Origin of the sequence: Rhodococcus sp. HNM0569 (genome assembly GCF_012726205.1) — a bacterium.
In the GTDB taxonomy this organism is placed as follows: domain Bacteria; phylum Actinomycetota; class Actinomycetes; order Mycobacteriales; family Mycobacteriaceae; genus Rhodococcus_F.
Genome location: NZ_JAASAE010000001.1, coordinates 290,765 through 306,558, shown reverse-complemented (window position 1 = coordinate 306,558; position 15,794 = coordinate 290,765). Strand labels below are relative to the sequence as shown.

Annotated in this window: 12 protein-coding genes; 7 read left to right on the top strand and 5 right to left on the bottom strand. The window is 69.7% G+C overall.

Annotation, left to right across the window (positions count from 1 at the left end):
- Positions 1–13: 13 nt before the first annotated feature.
- Positions 14–742 (bottom strand): amino acid ABC transporter ATP-binding protein, encoded by a 729-nt coding sequence (locus HCA44_RS01385; RefSeq protein WP_206037575.1) that lies wholly within the window; start codon positions 740–742, stop codon positions 14–16.
- Positions 743–960: 218 nt separating this feature from the next.
- On the opposite strand from HCA44_RS01385, the gene miaB reads away from it, so the two are divergent.
- Both miaB and HCA44_RS01375 read left to right on the top strand, forming a co-directional pair.
- On the top strand, positions 961–2,490 hold the full coding sequence (gene miaB, locus HCA44_RS01380; protein ID WP_169646728.1) for a tRNA (N6-isopentenyl adenosine(37)-C2)-methylthiotransferase MiaB: 1,530 nt from the start codon (positions 961–963) through the stop codon (positions 2,488–2,490).
- A complete protein-coding gene (locus HCA44_RS01375; protein ID WP_169646727.1) occupies positions 2,487–3,134 on the top strand; it encodes a hypothetical protein in 648 nt (215 codons plus the stop codon). The genes miaB and HCA44_RS01375 overlap by 4 nt, the downstream gene beginning before the upstream one ends.
- Before the next feature lie 26 nt (positions 3,135–3,160).
- Here the strand turns inward: HCA44_RS01375 and HCA44_RS01370 are convergent, their stop codons facing one another.
- Complete coding sequence (locus HCA44_RS01370) at positions 3,161–4,618, bottom strand: DUF349 domain-containing protein (RefSeq protein WP_169646726.1); 1,458 nt, start codon at positions 4,616–4,618, stop codon at positions 3,161–3,163.
- Positions 4,619–4,832: 214 nt separating this feature from the next.
- Between HCA44_RS01370 and HCA44_RS01365 the strand changes: the two genes are divergently transcribed.
- From HCA44_RS01365 to HCA44_RS01345, 5 genes are read left to right on the top strand one after another with little or no spacing between them, the layout of a single operon-like run.
- On the top strand, positions 4,833–5,540 hold the full coding sequence (locus tag HCA44_RS01365) for a hypothetical protein (RefSeq protein WP_169646725.1): 708 nt from the start codon (positions 4,833–4,835) through the stop codon (positions 5,538–5,540).
- A complete protein-coding gene (gene miaA / locus HCA44_RS01360) occupies positions 5,537–6,502 on the top strand; it encodes a tRNA (adenosine(37)-N6)-dimethylallyltransferase MiaA (RefSeq protein ID WP_169646724.1) in 966 nt (321 codons plus the stop codon). The genes HCA44_RS01365 and miaA overlap by 4 nt, the downstream gene beginning before the upstream one ends.
- A gap of 10 nt (positions 6,503–6,512) precedes the next feature.
- Entirely contained in the window at positions 6,513–7,385 is an 873-nt protein-coding gene (gene dapF / locus HCA44_RS01355; protein WP_169646723.1) for a diaminopimelate epimerase, read from the top strand.
- 58 nt (positions 7,386–7,443) lie between these two features.
- A complete protein-coding gene (gene hflX / locus HCA44_RS01350; RefSeq protein WP_169646722.1) occupies positions 7,444–8,910 on the top strand; it encodes a GTPase HflX in 1,467 nt (488 codons plus the stop codon).
- 24 nt (positions 8,911–8,934) lie between these two features.
- Entirely contained in the window at positions 8,935–10,008 is a 1,074-nt protein-coding gene (locus HCA44_RS01345) for a hypothetical protein (protein WP_169646721.1), read from the top strand.
- Positions 10,009–10,065: 57 nt separating this feature from the next.
- Here the strand turns inward: HCA44_RS01345 and HCA44_RS01340 are convergent, their stop codons facing one another.
- From HCA44_RS01340 to betT, 3 genes are read right to left on the bottom strand one after another with little or no spacing between them, the layout of a single operon-like run.
- Entirely contained in the window at positions 10,066–11,658 is a 1,593-nt protein-coding gene (locus tag HCA44_RS01340) for a GMC family oxidoreductase N-terminal domain-containing protein (protein WP_169646720.1), read from the bottom strand.
- 1 nt (position 11,659) lies between these two features.
- Positions 11,660–13,165 (bottom strand): aldehyde dehydrogenase family protein, encoded by a 1,506-nt coding sequence (locus HCA44_RS01335; protein ID WP_169646719.1) that lies wholly within the window; start codon positions 13,163–13,165, stop codon positions 11,660–11,662.
- A gap of 7 nt (positions 13,166–13,172) precedes the next feature.
- Entirely contained in the window at positions 13,173–15,251 is a 2,079-nt protein-coding gene (gene betT / locus HCA44_RS01330; protein WP_169646718.1) for a choline BCCT transporter BetT, read from the bottom strand.
- Positions 15,252–15,794: the final 543 nt, after the last annotated feature.

Below are 15,794 nucleotides of genomic sequence, written 5' to 3'. Positions count from 1 at the left end.
CGGATCCTGCAGATCAGTGACTCAGGATCTTGCCGAGGAAGTCCTTCGCCCGGTCCGAGCGAGGGTCGGTGAAGAACGTCTCGGGGTCGGTGTCCTCGACGATCTCGCCGTCCGACATGAACAGCACGCGGTCGCCCGCTCGTCGGGCGAAGCCCATCTCGTGCGTGACGACGAGCATCGTCATGCCTTCCTTCGCGAGCGCGGTCATGACGTCGAGGACTTCGTTGACCATCTCGGGGTCGAGCGCCGACGTCGGTTCGTCGAACAGCATCACCTTGGGGCCCATCGCCAGCGCGCGGGCGATCGCGACGCGCTGCTGCTGACCACCCGACAGTTGTGCGGGGTACTTGTCGGCCTGGTTCGCGATGCCGACGCGGTCGAGGAGTTCGAGGGCGCGCGTGCGGGCGTCGTCCTTGCCCACCTTGCGGACCTTGACGGGCCCGAGCGTGACGTTCTCGAGGATCGTCTTGTGGGCGAACAGGTTGAACGACTGGAACACCATCCCGACGTCGGCGCGCAGTTTCGCGAGGGCGCGCCCTTCGGCGGGAAGCGGCTTGCCGTCGATCGCGATCGTGCCCGAGTCGATCGGCTCGAGCCGGTTGATCGTGCGGCACAGTGTCGACTTGCCCGAGCCCGACGGACCGAGCACGATCACGACCTGACCTGCGGGCACCTCGAGCTCGATGTCCTTGAGCACGTGCAGCGAACCGAACGTCTTGTCGACGTGCTGCATCGAGATCATGGACGGAGTGGCGCCGTCGTCGGGCGTGTTGTCGTCGGCGTTCGTCATAGTCGAGAACCTTAAGTCCAGATGGTGGGTTTCGCGCGGAGGTGCGCACATACGCCGTCGCCGCGAGGGAACGGGGACGCACTTTACTGTCTCTTGGGGCGAGCGCCCCGCGCGGTGTGCCTCGCCACCGCAGGCGAGCAGGGTCCGCGACGGGCCGTACCCTGGAACGCGTGGACACGCAAGACGCAGCAGCGGGCGGCGCCGGCTTGCGCACCTACGAGGTGCGCACGTTCGGGTGCCAGATGAATGTGCACGACTCCGAGCGCCTCGGTGGTCTGCTCGAGGACGCGGGCTACCGCAAGGCCGGTCCGCAGGACGAGCCCGACCTGGTCGTGTTCAACACGTGCGCGGTGCGCGAGAACGCGGACAACAAGCTCTACGGCAACCTCAGTCATCTCGCGCCGGTCAAGGCGTCGCGTCCGGGTATGCAGATCGCCGTCGGCGGTTGTCTCGCGCAGAAGGACCGCGACTCCGTGGTGAAGAAGGCCCCGTACGTCGACGTCGTGTTCGGGACACACAACCTCGGGTCGCTGCCCGCGCTGCTCGACCGCGCGCGCCACAACGACGAGGCCCAGGTGGAGATCCTCGACGCGCTCGAGGCCTTCCCGTCGACATTGCCCGCGCGCCGCGAGTCGGCGTACGCGGGCTGGGTGTCGATCTCGGTCGGCTGCAACAACACGTGCACTTTCTGCATCGTGCCGTCGCTGCGGGGCAAGGAGGTCGACCGCAGGCCCGGCGACATACTCGCCGAGGTCCAGGCTCTCGTCGACCAGGGCGTTGCCGAGGTGACTCTGCTCGGCCAGAACGTCAACGCCTACGGCGTGTCGTTCGCCGATCCCGACCAGCCGCGCGACCGGGGCGCGTTCGCGGCGCTGTTGCGCGCATGTGGCGACATCGAGGGGCTCGAACGCGTGCGCTTCACGTCGCCGCACCCCGCGGAGTTCACCGACGACGTGATCGAGGCGATGGCCGAGACCGCGAACGTGTGCCCGCAGTTGCACATGCCGCTGCAGTCGGGCTCGGACCGAGTACTCAAGGCGATGCGCCGCTCGTACCGCAAGTCGCGCTTCCTCGGCATCATCGACAAGGTGCGGGCCGCGATGCCGCACGCTGCGATCACCACCGACATCATCGTGGGATTTCCCGGCGAGACCGAGGAGGACTTCCAGGAGACCCTCGACGTCGTCCGCAGGGCGCGGTTCACCAGCGCCTTCACCTTCCAGTACTCGAAGCGTCCCGGCACGCCCGCCGCCGACATGGCCGACCAGGTGCCCAAGGCCGTCGTGCAGGACCGCTACAACCGGCTGATCGCGCTGCAGGAAGAGATCACGCTGAACGAGAACCGTGCACTCGTCGGGTCCGTCGTCGAACTGCTCGTCACCGCGGACGACGGCCGCAAGAACGCCGAGACGGCGCGGATCAGCGGCCGCGCGCGCGACGGTAGGCTCGTGCACTTCCGTCCGGCGGGCGCGCTCGACGGCGAGATCCGTCCCGGCGACGTCGTGACGGTCGAGATCACGTCCGCGGCGCCGCACCATCTCGTCGCGGACGCGTCGGTGCTCACCCACCGCCGTACTCGGGCAGGTGATTCGTTCGAGGCCGGTCGTACGCCCAAGACACCACCGATCGGGGTGGGCCTCGGGTTGCCTGCGGTCGGCGCGCCCGCACCGCTGCCCGTGCAGACGGGGTGTGGGGCATGAGCAGCCACGAGGCGGACTCGACTCCGCGCGACCGGGCCGATCTGGATGCCCCGGCGAAGGCCGACCTCGATGCCCCGGCGAAGGCCGACCTCGATGCCCCGGCGAAGGCCGACCTCGGTGCTGCTGAGAAGAAGGTCACCGGCGAGATCGATCCGGGCGCGCGTGCCGTCGTCGTGGCGGTCGCGGTCCTGGTGCTCCTCGGATCGATAGCCTTGCCGCACTCCGGCGCCGCGAACGGGTGGGACGTGCTGACGTTCGCGCCCGACGCTCAGGACGAGTCGATCGCCCTGCCGTCGCGGCTGTTCGTGGGCTTCGCGCTCGCGTTCGGTGTGGTCGCGTCGATGCTCGCGCTCGTGACGCGTCGGTGGGCCCTTGCGTGGGTCGCGCTGGCCGGCACCGCGGTGTCCGTCGCGCTCGGCATGCTCGCGATCTGGTCCAGGCAGACGACGGCCCCCGACCTGGGCGCGTCGGGCCCCGGGATCGGCCTGGTGCTCGGCTGGCTCACCGTGATCGTCCTGACCTTCCACTGGGTGAAGGTCGTGTGGAGCAAGACCGCGGCGCAACTCGAGGCGGAGGAAGCACGCAGGCGGGCGGCGGCGGAGCAGGAACAGCGGGACGCGGAGGAACGCCGCCGCGACGGGTGAGCCGCCGACGGCGGCTCGGTGCGGGCTCAGCCGCCGACGGCGCCCTCCGCCGCGTCGGCCCATTCGCGCCACTGCGCAGCCTGCGCGAGCGCGCGCTCGGCGTCCTTCGTGTTGCCTGCCGCCCGCGCCTTCTCGGCCTGTTCCTCGAACTGCGCGACGCGTTCGCGGAACTGGGCGGCACGAGCGAGCGCTTCCGGATCGGTGCGGCGCCACTCGGCGTCGGCAGCGTCCCGCACCCTCCGCTCGACTGCGCGCAGCCGGCCTTCGAGATCGTGCATCCGCTCGCGCGGCACCTTGCCGATCTCGTCCCATTTCTCTTGCAGCTCACGCAGTGCGGCGCGCGCACCGTCGAGATCCTTGTGCGGGTCGATCGCGTCGGCGTGCGCGAGCAGACTTTCCTTGGCGCGCGCGTGCTCTTCGAACTCGGCGTCGCGTTCCGACGAGGCGGCATTGCGGGCCGAGAAGAAGACGTCCTGCGCGCCCTTGAACCGGCGCCACAGCGCGTCGTCCGCTTCGCGCGGTGCGCGGCCCGCGGCCTTCCATTCGCTCATCAGCTCGCGGTATGCCGCGGCCGTCCCGCCCCAATCCGTCGACCCGGACAGTCCTTCGGCACGGACCACGAGCTCCTCCTTGCGGGCCTTCGCTGCGGCGCGCTCACGATCGAGTTCGGCGAAGTGCGCACCTCGGCGCCGATTGAAGGCTTCGCGGGCCTTCGAGTAGCGCCGCCACAGCGCGTCGTCGAGCTTGCGGTCGACGCCGCGGATGGTCTTCCACTCGTCGAGGATCTCGCGTAGCCGGTCGCCCGCGGCCTTCCACTGGGTCGACTCGGCGCCGATCTGCTCGGCCTCCGCCGCGAGCGCCTCTTTGCGGGCCACACTCTCGTGCCTCGTGCGCTCGCGCTGGCGACGCGCCGATTCGGCGGCGTTGTCGGATTCCTTCACCACGACGGCGAGGCGCTCGGCCAGCGCGTCGATATCGCCGATGACCGCGGCGGTGGGCAGCGACTCGACGAGTGCCTCGGCGGCGGCCTTCGTCTTCTTGGCGTCGCCGCTGCCTGCGATGACCCGCGCCTCGAGAAGCGCGACCTCGGTCGCGAGGTCGTCGAAACGGCGCCCGAAGTGCGCGAGCCCCTCGGCGGCGTCGCCCGCCTGCCACGACCCGATCTTGCGCTCACCTTCTGCGGTGATCACCCACGCGGTGCCGTCGTCGTCGACGCGTCCGAACTTCGAGGGATCGCTCGCGGGCGGTGCGGGGGTCGCGACCGCATGGTTCGCGGCCGGGCCGGGGCGCGGAGCCGACGGCTTGCCCGTCGCGGCTGCGGACGGCTTCGGGGCGCCGGGCTTGGGAACACCAGGTTTGGGTGTGCCGGGCTTGGGTGTGCCGGGCTGGTGCGCGCCGGGCTGGGGCGCCGGCTTCGGTGCGCCCGACGGGGAGGCGGTGGACCGGTCTGCACCGGTGGTGTCGGGGCTGTGGGGTTCGGTCATCGGTCCGCCTCTCTTCTGCCGCGCGTCACGGCTGCCTGATCGCGTGCGCCGTCCCGGCGTGCCCGGACGGTCCTGGTGTGCACCATTGAACCTTCTTTCGTGCGCACGAGACCATTGAATCAGGCGATCGGCCGAATCGTGAGCACCGCACACCGTGAGCACCTCGCGAGTCCCTGCACTCCGAAAGCACGCACGAGGGAGATAGCGTTGCGGGGTGTTCGTTGCCGCCGCGTTCGTCCCGTCGCCGCCTCTGCTCGTGCCCGAACTGGCAGGCGTCGACGGCGACATCGCCGCGCTGCGCCGTGCGGTCGGTGGCGTCGCGCGCACCCTGGGCGAGCGCACGCGCACCTGGACCGTCGTCGCGGTGGGCGACCGGCGCCAGGTCTTGCGGCCCCCGCACGGCGGCACCTTCGCCGGGTACGGCGCCGACGTCCGCGTCGAGCTGGGTACGCACTCCGACGGCGAGGTCGACCCGCACGTACCGTTGCCCGCGTTGATCGCCGGCTGGATCCGCGGCACGTACGCGCCGCACGTCGACCTCGACGTGCACGTCGTTCCGGCGGACTGGACCGGCGCCCGCGCGGCCGAGTTCGGGCGCTCGCTGCGCGACACGCTCACCGGAGACGACGGGATTCTCGTCGTCGCCGACGGCGCGCGAACCCTCACCCCGCGTGCGCCGGGCGCCTTCGACGACCGCGCGCCCGCACTGCAGGAGACGGTGGACGCGGCACTGACGTCCGGTGACCGGGAGGCCCTCGCGGCGCTGCCCGCAGGCACGTGCGCCGAGATCGGGATGGACGGCCGTGTGCCGTGGCAGGTGCTGGCGGGCGCATTCGCGACGAGGTCCGCGCCCGTCGCGAAGACGGAGTACTGCGCGGCGCCCTTCGGCGTCGGCTATCACGTCGGATCGTGGTGGCCGTGAGACGCCGTGAGGGGCCGACGGGTCGTGGCACGACGCCGATCGCAGTGGTCGGCCCCACCGCGACCGGTAAGTCCGACCTCGCGTTGGACCTCGCCGAACGTCTCGGCGGCGAGATCGTGAACATCGACGCGATGCAGCTCTACCGAGGCATGGACATCGGCACTGCCAAGCTGACCGTCGCCGAGCGTCGCGGCATCGCACACCACCAGCTCGACGTCCTCGACGTCACCGAGACGGCGACGGTCGCCGACTACAACGAGGGTGCGGTCGCCGCGGTCGACGACATCCGCGCGCGCGGCCTCGTCCCGATCGTCGTCGGCGGATCGATGATGTACGTGCAGTCGCTGTTCGACGAGTGGCAGTTCCCCGCGACCGATCCCGACGTGCGCGCCGGGTGGGAGGGCGTGCTCGCCCGCGAGGGTGTCGGCGCGGTGCATGCGGCGCTCGCCGAGCGGGACCCGGCCGCGGCGGCCACGATCCTGCCGACCGACGGACGCAGGCTCGTGCGTGCACTCGAAGTCGTCGAACTCACCGGCAAGCCGTTCGCGGCGTCGCAGCCGCAGCGCGGCAGGCCGCGTTGGGACACGGTGCTCGTCGGCGTCGACCGCGACACCGAGGAACTCGACCGGCGCATCGCGACCCGCACGGCGCGCATGTTCGACGACGGCCTCGTGGGAGAGGTGGCCGGTCTCGTCGAGCGCGGGCTGCGCGAGGGCCGCACGGCGCGCCGCGCGATCGGGTACGCACAGGTGCTCGAGTATCTCGACGGCGAATCCGACCTCGCGTACGCGCGCGAGCGGACATTCATCGGCACCCGCCGGTACGTGCGCAGGCAACGGTCGTGGTTCCGCCGCGACGACCGCATCCGCTGGCACGACGCCGCCGCGCCGCAGTTGCTCGAGGAGGTGCTCGCACAGTGGGCCGAGAGTGCGGCCGAGCCCGCAGACGGCGATCCCGCATAGAGTGACGGGCATGGAGTTCGTGAAGGGGCACGGCACGCAGAACGACTTCGTCGTGTTGCCGGACGAGGACGTACGCATCGATCTGCGCGCAGATCGGGTCACCGCGCTGTGCGACCGCAGGCGCGGGCTGGGTGCCGACGGTGTCCTGCGGGTCGCGCGCGCCGGTGCGCTCGTCGACGCCCGCGTGCTCCAAGCCCTGCCGGAGGGGGTAGGGACCGACGACTGGTTCATGGACTACCGCAACGGCGACGGATCGATCGCCGAGATGTGCGGCAACGGCGTGCGGGTGTTCGCGCACTATCTGTGGGCATCGGGTCGCGAGCAGCGGGCCGAGTTCGTGGTCGGCAGCCGCGCGGGCGGCAAGCCGGTCGTCGTGCACGCGGCCGACGCCGAGCACGGCGACGTCACGGTCGACATGGGTGAGGTGCGACTGCTCGGCGACAGCTCGGCCACGATCGACGGTCGCGTGTTCGCCGGTGTCGGGGTCGACGTCGGCAACCCACACCTCGCGTGCGTGGTGCCGCAACTGCCGGCGGACGGCCTCGCCGCGCTCGACCTCACCGTGGCACCCGGTTTCGACCCCGGACTCTTCCCCCACGGAGTGAACGTCGAGATCCTCACTCCGCTCGACGGCGGTGCCGTCGACATGCGCGTGCACGAGCGTGGTGTCGGCGAGACCCGGTCGTGCGGCACCGGCACGGTCGCGGCCGCGGCGGCCGCGTTGCGGTTCGACGGCGCCGAGGCGGGCGACGTCACGGTACGAGTGCCGGGCGGCGAGGTGCGCGTCGCTATCGACGACGACGGCCGAGCGACACTGCGCGGGCCGTCGGTGCTGCTCGCGCGTGGCGAGATCGCCGACACGTGGTGGCAGACCCCCGAGTGAACGGCGCACGAGAACTCGGGTGCGCGTCGGCCGTGTTCCGTGGGATCATGGATTCTGTATGACGAACTCACATCCCGTCCTCCCCGTCGATCCCGAACGCCACACGGATCGTCCCCTCTCCGCAACCCGGCGCACATCCGAACCGTCCGTCGGCGAACTGCAGCTCGACGACCGCAGCGCGCTGCGCCGCGTCGCGGGCCTGTCCACCGAACTCACCGATGTCACCGAGGTCGAATACCGCCAGCTGCGTCTCGAACGTGTCGTGCTCGTCGGGGTGTGGACGTCCGGCTCGTCGGCGCAGGCCGAAGCGAGCATGGCCGAACTCGCCGCGCTCGCGGAGACGGCCGGTTCCGAGGTTCTCGAGGGCGTCGTGCAGCGGCGCGACAAACCCGACGCCGCCACCTACATCGGTTCGGGCAAAGCCGAGGAGCTCCGGGCGATCGTGCTCGCGACCGGCGCCGACACCGTGATCTGCGACGGCGAACTCACGCCTGCGCAGCTCACCGCGCTCGAACGCGTCGTCAAGGTCAAGGTCATCGACCGCACGGCGCTCATCCTGGACATCTTCGCGCAGCACGCGACGTCCCGAGAGGGCAAAGCGCAGGTGTCGCTCGCCCAGATGGAGTACATGTTGCCGCGGCTGCGCGGCTGGGGCGAGTCGATGTCTCGGCAGGCCGGCGGCCGTGCCGGCAGCAACGGCGGCGTGGGCTTGCGTGGTCCGGGTGAGACGAAGATCGAGACCGACCGCCGTCGCATCCGCGAACGCATGGCGAAGCTGCGCCGCGAGATCAAGGGGATGAAGGCCGCACGCGACACCAAGCGCAGCCGCAGGCTCCACAGCGGCATCCCCAATGTCGCGATCGTCGGGTACACCAACGCAGGCAAGTCGAGCCTGCTCAATGCGCTCACCGGGTCGGGTGCCCTCGTGCAGAACGCATTGTTCGCGACGCTCGATCCGACCAGCCGCCGCGCCGGTCTCGACGACGGCCGCGAGTACGTGCTGACCGACACGGTCGGCTTCGTGCGGCACCTGCCGACGCAGCTCGTCGAGGCGTTCCGGTCGACCCTCGAAGAGGTCGTCGACGCCGATCTGCTGCTGCACGTGGTCGACGGCTCGGACCCGTTGCCTGCGGACCAGATCAAGGCGGTACGCGAGGTTGTGGGCGACGTGTTGCGCGACACCGACTCTCCGCCGCCGCCCGAACTGCTCGTCGTCAACAAGATCGATGCGGCCGACCCGGTGATGCTCACGCAGTTGCGTGCCCTGCTGCCGGACGCTGTGTTCGTGTCGGCGCGCACCGGCGAAGGGATGGACACGCTGCGAGCGACTCTCGGCGATGTCCTCGAACATCCCGACGTCGAGGTCGACGTGCTCGTCCCGTACACGCGGGGCGACCTGCTCTCGCGCGTACACGCGGAAGGGCAGATCGTCGATCAGGAACACGAAGCCGACGGCACTCGTGTGCGGGCCCGGGTGCCCGAACCACTCGCGGCCGCGCTCGCCGGATACCGTTCGCGCGCATAACCGGCCGTGCCTCCGGGGAAAGCGATGCGGCGCGTCGCCGCGACTGCACTGGCCACCGGCGTGCTGCTGGGCCTGGGCTCTGCGCCGGCCGCTGCGGAACCGGTGTCGCCCACCGACTTTCAGCCGCTGTGTACACCCACCGATCCTGGGCTCACCGAACTGTCCGGTCTCGCGTCGGCGGGCGGTCGGCTCTACGCGATCGGCGACAGTGGCTCCGACGACGCGATCGCCGAACTGGACACCGATTGCCGTGTGACACGGTGGATTCCGGTCCCCGTCGACACCGTCGACGTCGAGGACCTCGCGGTCGGCGGCGACGGCACCGTGTGGCTCGCCGACACCGGCGACAACGAGCACGCGCGCGGGTCGATCGCCCTGATCGGGGTAGACCCGGAGAACGGGTCCGCACGTATGCACAGGCTGACCTATCCCGACGGTGCGCACGACAGCGAGACGCTGCTGCTCATGCCGGACGGTGTGCCGTACGTCGTGACGAAGAATCTCTTCGGACCGAGCGCCGTGTACCGTCCGGCGGGTGGAGTGTCCGTCGATCGACTCGGCGGTGCCGAGGCCACGCCGCTCGAGAAGGTCCGCGATCTCGATCTCGCGCGGGGCGGCACGCGCACCGCGCTCACGGAGACCGTCTTCACCGGGGGAGCGGTATCGCCGGACGGATCCCGCGTCGTGGTCCGAAGCTACTCGCATGCACATGTTTTCGATGCGCGTGAGTTCGGGTCGCCGCCGGATCCGGCTGCCTCGCTGTCGGTGGATCCACGGGTGACCGTCGAGTTGCCGCGCCAGCCGCAAGGCGAAGCGATCGCGTTCACTCCGGCCGGCGACCTGCTGGTCGCGTCGGAGATGCGCGGGGCGGCCGCCCCGCTGCCGCCGATCCTGCGGTTGCCCGATGCCGCGGACCTGCTCGGCGGGAGCAGCGGTGGTCAGCAAGAAGCGGGCTCGCGTCCAGCCGATGCCGACGAATCGGTTGCCGACGGGGAGCAACCCACGGACGCGGGTGGGGCGCCGTGGGTCGTGCTCGGCGGCGGCCTGGTTGCAGCCGCGGCGTCGTTTCTCCTGTGGCGCAGCCGGTCCCGCCGCTGAGTGGCCCGAGCAGCGGTTCCCGACACGGCGCGGTCCACCCACGACGGAGATTGTCGGCTAGCGAGCGGCCTTGATCATGTCGGCGCAGCGTTCGCCGATGAGCATCGTGGTGATGTTCGGGTTGATCGCGACGATGCGCGGCATCACCGACGCGTCCGCGACACGGAGGCCCTCGACGCCCTTGACGCGCAGTTCCGGGTCGAGCGGTGAGCCCGGATCGTCGGGTGCCCCCATCCGCACCGTGCCGACCGGGTGATACACGGTGTTGTGGGTACGCGTGATGTAGTCGGCGATCTCGTCGTCCGTCTGGATCTCGCTGCCGGGGAACAGTTCCCGGCCCGCCCACTCGGCCATCGCCGGCTGGGCCACGATCTCGCGGGCGCGGCGGATGCCCTTCACCATGACGTCCATGTCGTACGGATCGGTGAAGTACCGCGGATCGACCTTCGGCTTGTCGCGGTAGTCGATGCTGCGCAGCCGCACCGTGCCCTTCGAGCGTGCGTGCGTGACATTGGGTGTGAGGCAGAAGGCATTGTCCGACGTCGGATAGCCCTGCCGCACGGTGTGCATGTCGAACGGGACACTGCCGTAGTGGAACATCAGGTCGGGCCGGTCGAGGCCTTCGCGGGTGGGGGAGAAGATGCCGATCTCCCACCACTGTGTCGAGCGGGTGACCATCGGCTTCTTCGCCTCCCACTGGATCACGCCCTCGGGGTGGTCCTGCAGGTTCGAGCCGACACCGGGGGAGTCGACGAGCACGTCGATCCCGAGTTCGCGCAGGTGTTCGGCAGGCCCGATGCCCGACAGCATCAGCAGCTTGGGCGAGTCGATCGCGCCTGCCGACACCACGACTTCACGCCTCGCAGTGACGGCGCGGGTGTGGATGCCGTCGCGCAGTACGACCTCGACGCCGACGCACCGCCCGCCCTCGACGAGCAGCCTGCGCGCCCAGTGGTCGGTGAGAATCGTGAGATTCCCGCGATCGAGGATCGGGTGCAGGTACGACACCGACGACGACGAGCGCACGCCGTCCTCACGCCCGTTGATCTGGAAGAAGTTCGCGCCGTTGACGATCGTCTCGCCCTCGTTGAACTGCGCGCGCGGAATGCCTGCCTGCTCGCACGCGTCGAGGATCGCCACTCCGCACGGGTCGTCGGGTGGCACGTCGCGTAGCCGCACGGGGCCGTCGTGGCCGTGCTGCTCACCGGGCCGCGAGTTGTTCTCGAGCCGCTTGATCAGCGGGAAGATCGCCGCAGACTCCCAGCCGGTGCAACCGAACTCGGTGGCCCACTCGTCGAGATCTTCCTTGGGCGGCCAGAAGGCGATGCAGGAGTTGTGCGACGAACACCCGCCGAGCACGCGAGCGCGGGCATGGCGCATGAACGAGTTGCCGTGCTCTTGCGGCTCGATCAGATAGTCCCAGTCGAAGCCGGATTCGAGCAGGGCCATCCAGTCCTCGAGGATCAGCACCTCGTCGACTCCGACATCGCTCGGCCCCGCCTCGAGGAGCGCGACGGAGACCGACTCGTCCTCGCTCAGCCGCGCGGCGACTGCGGCCCCCGCCGAACCGCCGCCCACCACCACGTAGTCGTACTCGTGCACCGACGCGGCGCTCGCCGGGTCGACGTCTTCGGTCTGCAGGAACGGCATGTCAGTTCTCCCCATCTCGTGTGCTCGCGGTGCGATCGGTGAACCACCCGCTCACGCCCGGATCGATGTTCTGATAGACGTGCTTGGCCTCGCGGTACTCGTCGAGACCCGTCGGACCGAGCTCGCGGCCGAAGCCGGATTCGCCGAACCCGCCCCACTCGGCCTGCGGCAGGTAGGGATGGAAGTCGTTGATCCACACCGTGCCCGCGCGCATCCGGTTCGCGACGCGCTGGGCCTTGCCCGCGTCCTGCGTCCACACCGCCCCGGCGAGGCCGTAGCGCGTGTCGTTCGCGATGCGGACCGCGTCGTCCTCGTCGGTGAACGTCTCGACCGTCACGACCGGGCCGAAACCCTCGTCGACGACGACCGACATGCCCTGGCGCACGTCGTCGAGCACAGTCGGCAGATAGTAGAAGCCCTGCTCGAGTTCGCCCCCCGCCCACTCGCCGCCACACCGGAGAGTCGCACCCTCCTCGACGCCCTTGCGGACGTACTCGGTGACCTTGTCGCGGTGTGCCGCGGAGATCAGCGGGCCCGTCTCGGCGTCGTCGTCGAACGGACCGCCGAGGCGGATGTCGCGCGCACGGGCGACGAGGGCGTCGACGAACTCGTCGTGGATCGATTCCTCGACGATCAACCGCGCACCCGCGGAACAGACCTGCCCGGAGTGGACGAATGCGGCGTTGAGCGCGTTGTCGACCGCCGCGTCGAACAGTGCGTCGGCGAAGACGACATTGGCGTTCTTGCCGCCGAGTTCGAGTGCGACCTTCTTGACCGTGGCGGCCGCGGACGCGGCGATCGTGCGGCCGGTCACGAGACCGCCGGTGAAGGACACCATGTCGACGTCCGGATGCTCGGACAGCGGCGCTCCCGCGACCGCGCCCGCACCCAGCACCAGGTTCGCGGCGCCCGCCGGCACACCGCACTCGGTGAGCAGATCCATCAGCAGAATCGCGGTCGACGGGGTGAGCTCGCTCGGCTTGAGCACGAACGTGTTTCCCGCGGCAAGACACGGGGCGACCTTCCACGCCGCCTGCAGCAGCGGGTAGTTCCACGGTGAGATCAGCCCGCACACGCCCACGGGTTCGTACTGGATACGGCTGAGCACGTTCGGGTCGTCGGCGTCGACGAGCCTGCCCGCGTCGTGTGCCGCGGTGGTGCCGAAGTACTCGAAACACGCGGCGATGTCGTCCATGTCGATACGGCTTTCGACAAGACGTTTTCCGGTGTCGAAGGATTCCGCACGCGCGAACTCCTCCTTACGTTCGCGCAGCCCGTCGGCGACCGCGCGCAGCACGCGCGCCCGATCCCGGGCGACGGTGCGCGGCCATGTTCCGGAGTCGAAGGCGCGCCGCGCGGCCGTGATCGCCTTCTCGACGTCGCCGCGGCCTGCCTCGGACACGGTCGTGACGTGACTGCCGTCGGCGGGGCAGCGGATCTCGCGGGTCTCGCCGGACTCGGCGGGAAGCCACTGCCCGTCGACGTAGAGGGTGGCTGGATCGGTCATGGCTGCATCACTCCATCGTCGGGATGTCTCGGAGGCGGACGAATTCGATGTGGCGCTCGTACTGGTCGAGGACGTCGCTGATCAGCTGTTCGCGGCTGTAGCCCATGACGTCGTACTGCTGGCTGCCCTCGGTGAGGTAGACCTCGAGGCGGAAGTAGTCGGCGGCGCGGCTCTGCGAGTTCATCGCGAACGACGGGATGTCGTCGTGCGAGGGCCACAGTTGGTAACGGAACGGCGGCGCGCCTTCACCCATCTCGATCGTCAGATCGAGGTGCGGGACGCCGGTGCTCTGTTCCCGGTTCTCGGCGAGCGTCGCCGCGATGTCGCGCTCGGCGAGTTCGTCGACGACGGCCTGCAGGGCCGGCCGTGCGGTCTCGTCGACGTAACGGCGAATGGCGCCGCGGTCGGGATAGGACAGCGTGCGTGCGAGTCGCTGACGCCACGTGCGTTGCACGCCACGCTCGGCGGGAACCCGCTCCGACAGCGACGAATGCAGCACCGCGCGCAGGCTGTCCTCGCGCAATCCCTCGGTGCGCAGGGCTCGATGCAGGCCCGCCATGATGAGCAGCATCACGAACGAGAACGGCAGGCCCATGATGATCGTCGCGTTCTGCAGCGTCGTGACGCCACCGACGATCAGCATCGCGAGCGTCAGCAGGCCCGTCGCGGCGGCCCAGAAGATGCGTCCCCAGCGGGGCCCGTCCTCTTCGGGATCGCGCAGGCGTGACGTGAGGTTCGTCATGACCAGTGCGCCCGAGTCGGCGGACGTGACGTAGAACAGCAGACCGGTGAACGTCGCGATGCCGGCACTGAACAGCACGCCCGGGTAGTGGTCGAGCAGCGAGTAGAACGCGCTCTCGGGAGCATTCATCGCGTCGTCGCCGAAGGCGGCGTCCCCGCCGCGGACGACCGAGAGCGCGGCGTTGCCGAAGATCGCGATCCACAGCGCGATGAACGCGAACGGGATCGTCAGGACCGCGACGATGAATTGACGCAGCGTGCGGCCTCGCGAGATCCGCGCGAGGAACAGGCCGACGAACGGCGCCCACGCGATCCACCACGCCCAGAAGAACAGCGTCCACGAGTTGAGCCACTCCTGCGGAGCGTCGAAGGCGAACGTGTCGAGGGTCATTCCGGGGAACCGGCTGACGTAGTCGCCGACGTTCATCACGATCGCGTCGAGCAGGAACCGGGTCTTGCCCGCGAACAGCACGAACAGCATGAGCGCGAGCGCCAGCACGGTGTTGAGTTCGGACAGCCTGCGGATACCGCGGTCGACGCCCGACACGACCGACACCGTCGCCATCAGCACGGCGACCGCGATCAGCGCGATCTGCATCGCGGTGTTCTGCGGAAGATCGAACATGAAGTGCAGGCCGTAGTTGAGCTGCACGACACCGATACCGAGCGAGGTCGCGATACCGAAGATCGTGCCGATGACAGCCGCGATCTCGACCGTGTCGCCGACCGCGCCCTTGACGCGCTTGCCGAGCACCGGGTACAGCGCCGACCGGATCGACAGCGGCAGCCCGCGCCGGTACGCGAAGTATGCGAGCGAGGCGCCCATCAGCGCGTACATCGCCCACCCGGTGATGCCGTAGTGGAACAGCGTCCACACGACGGCCTGCCGGGCGGCTTCGGTGTTGGAACCGTCGCCCACGGGCGGCGCGAGATACTGCGTCACGGGTTCGGACACCGAGAAGAACATGAGGTCGATGCCGATGCCCGCGGCGAACAGCATCGAGCCCCACGTGAAGACGTTGTAGCGCGGCCGTGACTGGTCGGGGCCGAGGCGGACCTTGCCGTACCGCGACACCGCGAGGAACACCACGAACACGACGATCAACGTCGCGATCACGAAGTACCACCAGCCGAACGCGCCGGAAATCCACTCGACGACGGCGCCGATGACGCTGTCGGCGTCGTCGGGCGAGATCATCGCCCACGCCGTGATCGCGACGATCACGATCGCGGACGCGGCGAACACCGTCTTGTTGACGGTCGGTCGGGGTGCCGAATCGCCGGTCCGGTCCGGATCGTCGTGTGACGGCGGATTGCCGGTCGGTAGCTCGTCGCCTGTATTCATCGAATTCCCTTCCGTGCACCCGGAGGTGGGTTCGTCCGGTGCGACCGGGGGCGACCGAGTGCGTAGGGCATGCGGAGGGGCTCCCGGACCGTAGTGCGTGGTGCGTACCGAACACGTTCGCGGTGCGTGCCGAACATACCGCTCGTCGCGGTGGTCCGGGGCCGAGACGGCCATTACGGATCGGCGAGGCCGGCATGATACGCGCGCGCCCGATTCGATCGGGGGCGTTCTGCGAGAATTGCTGACTGGTAATCGGTTTCGTTCCGATCCCGGATTCCGGCCGTACTGCCGACGTGGTTCTGCACACACTCGTCTCGGCGGCAGTACACGTACGTCTCGACGGCGGCTCGTGTGATTCTGCGGCACACCGGAACTGGCCGAGGAAGGGGGGCGGCTCGAGGTGACGGCGCTGCGCCACGTGCGCGCTCGTCGGTGCGCTCGCTCCGCCACACGGGGCTACTATGTCCGAACTGTGACACGTGACGAGCAGCAGCCGACACCGTCGGCCGGCCGCGGCAGCCCCGACGACTCCCCGGCGACGCA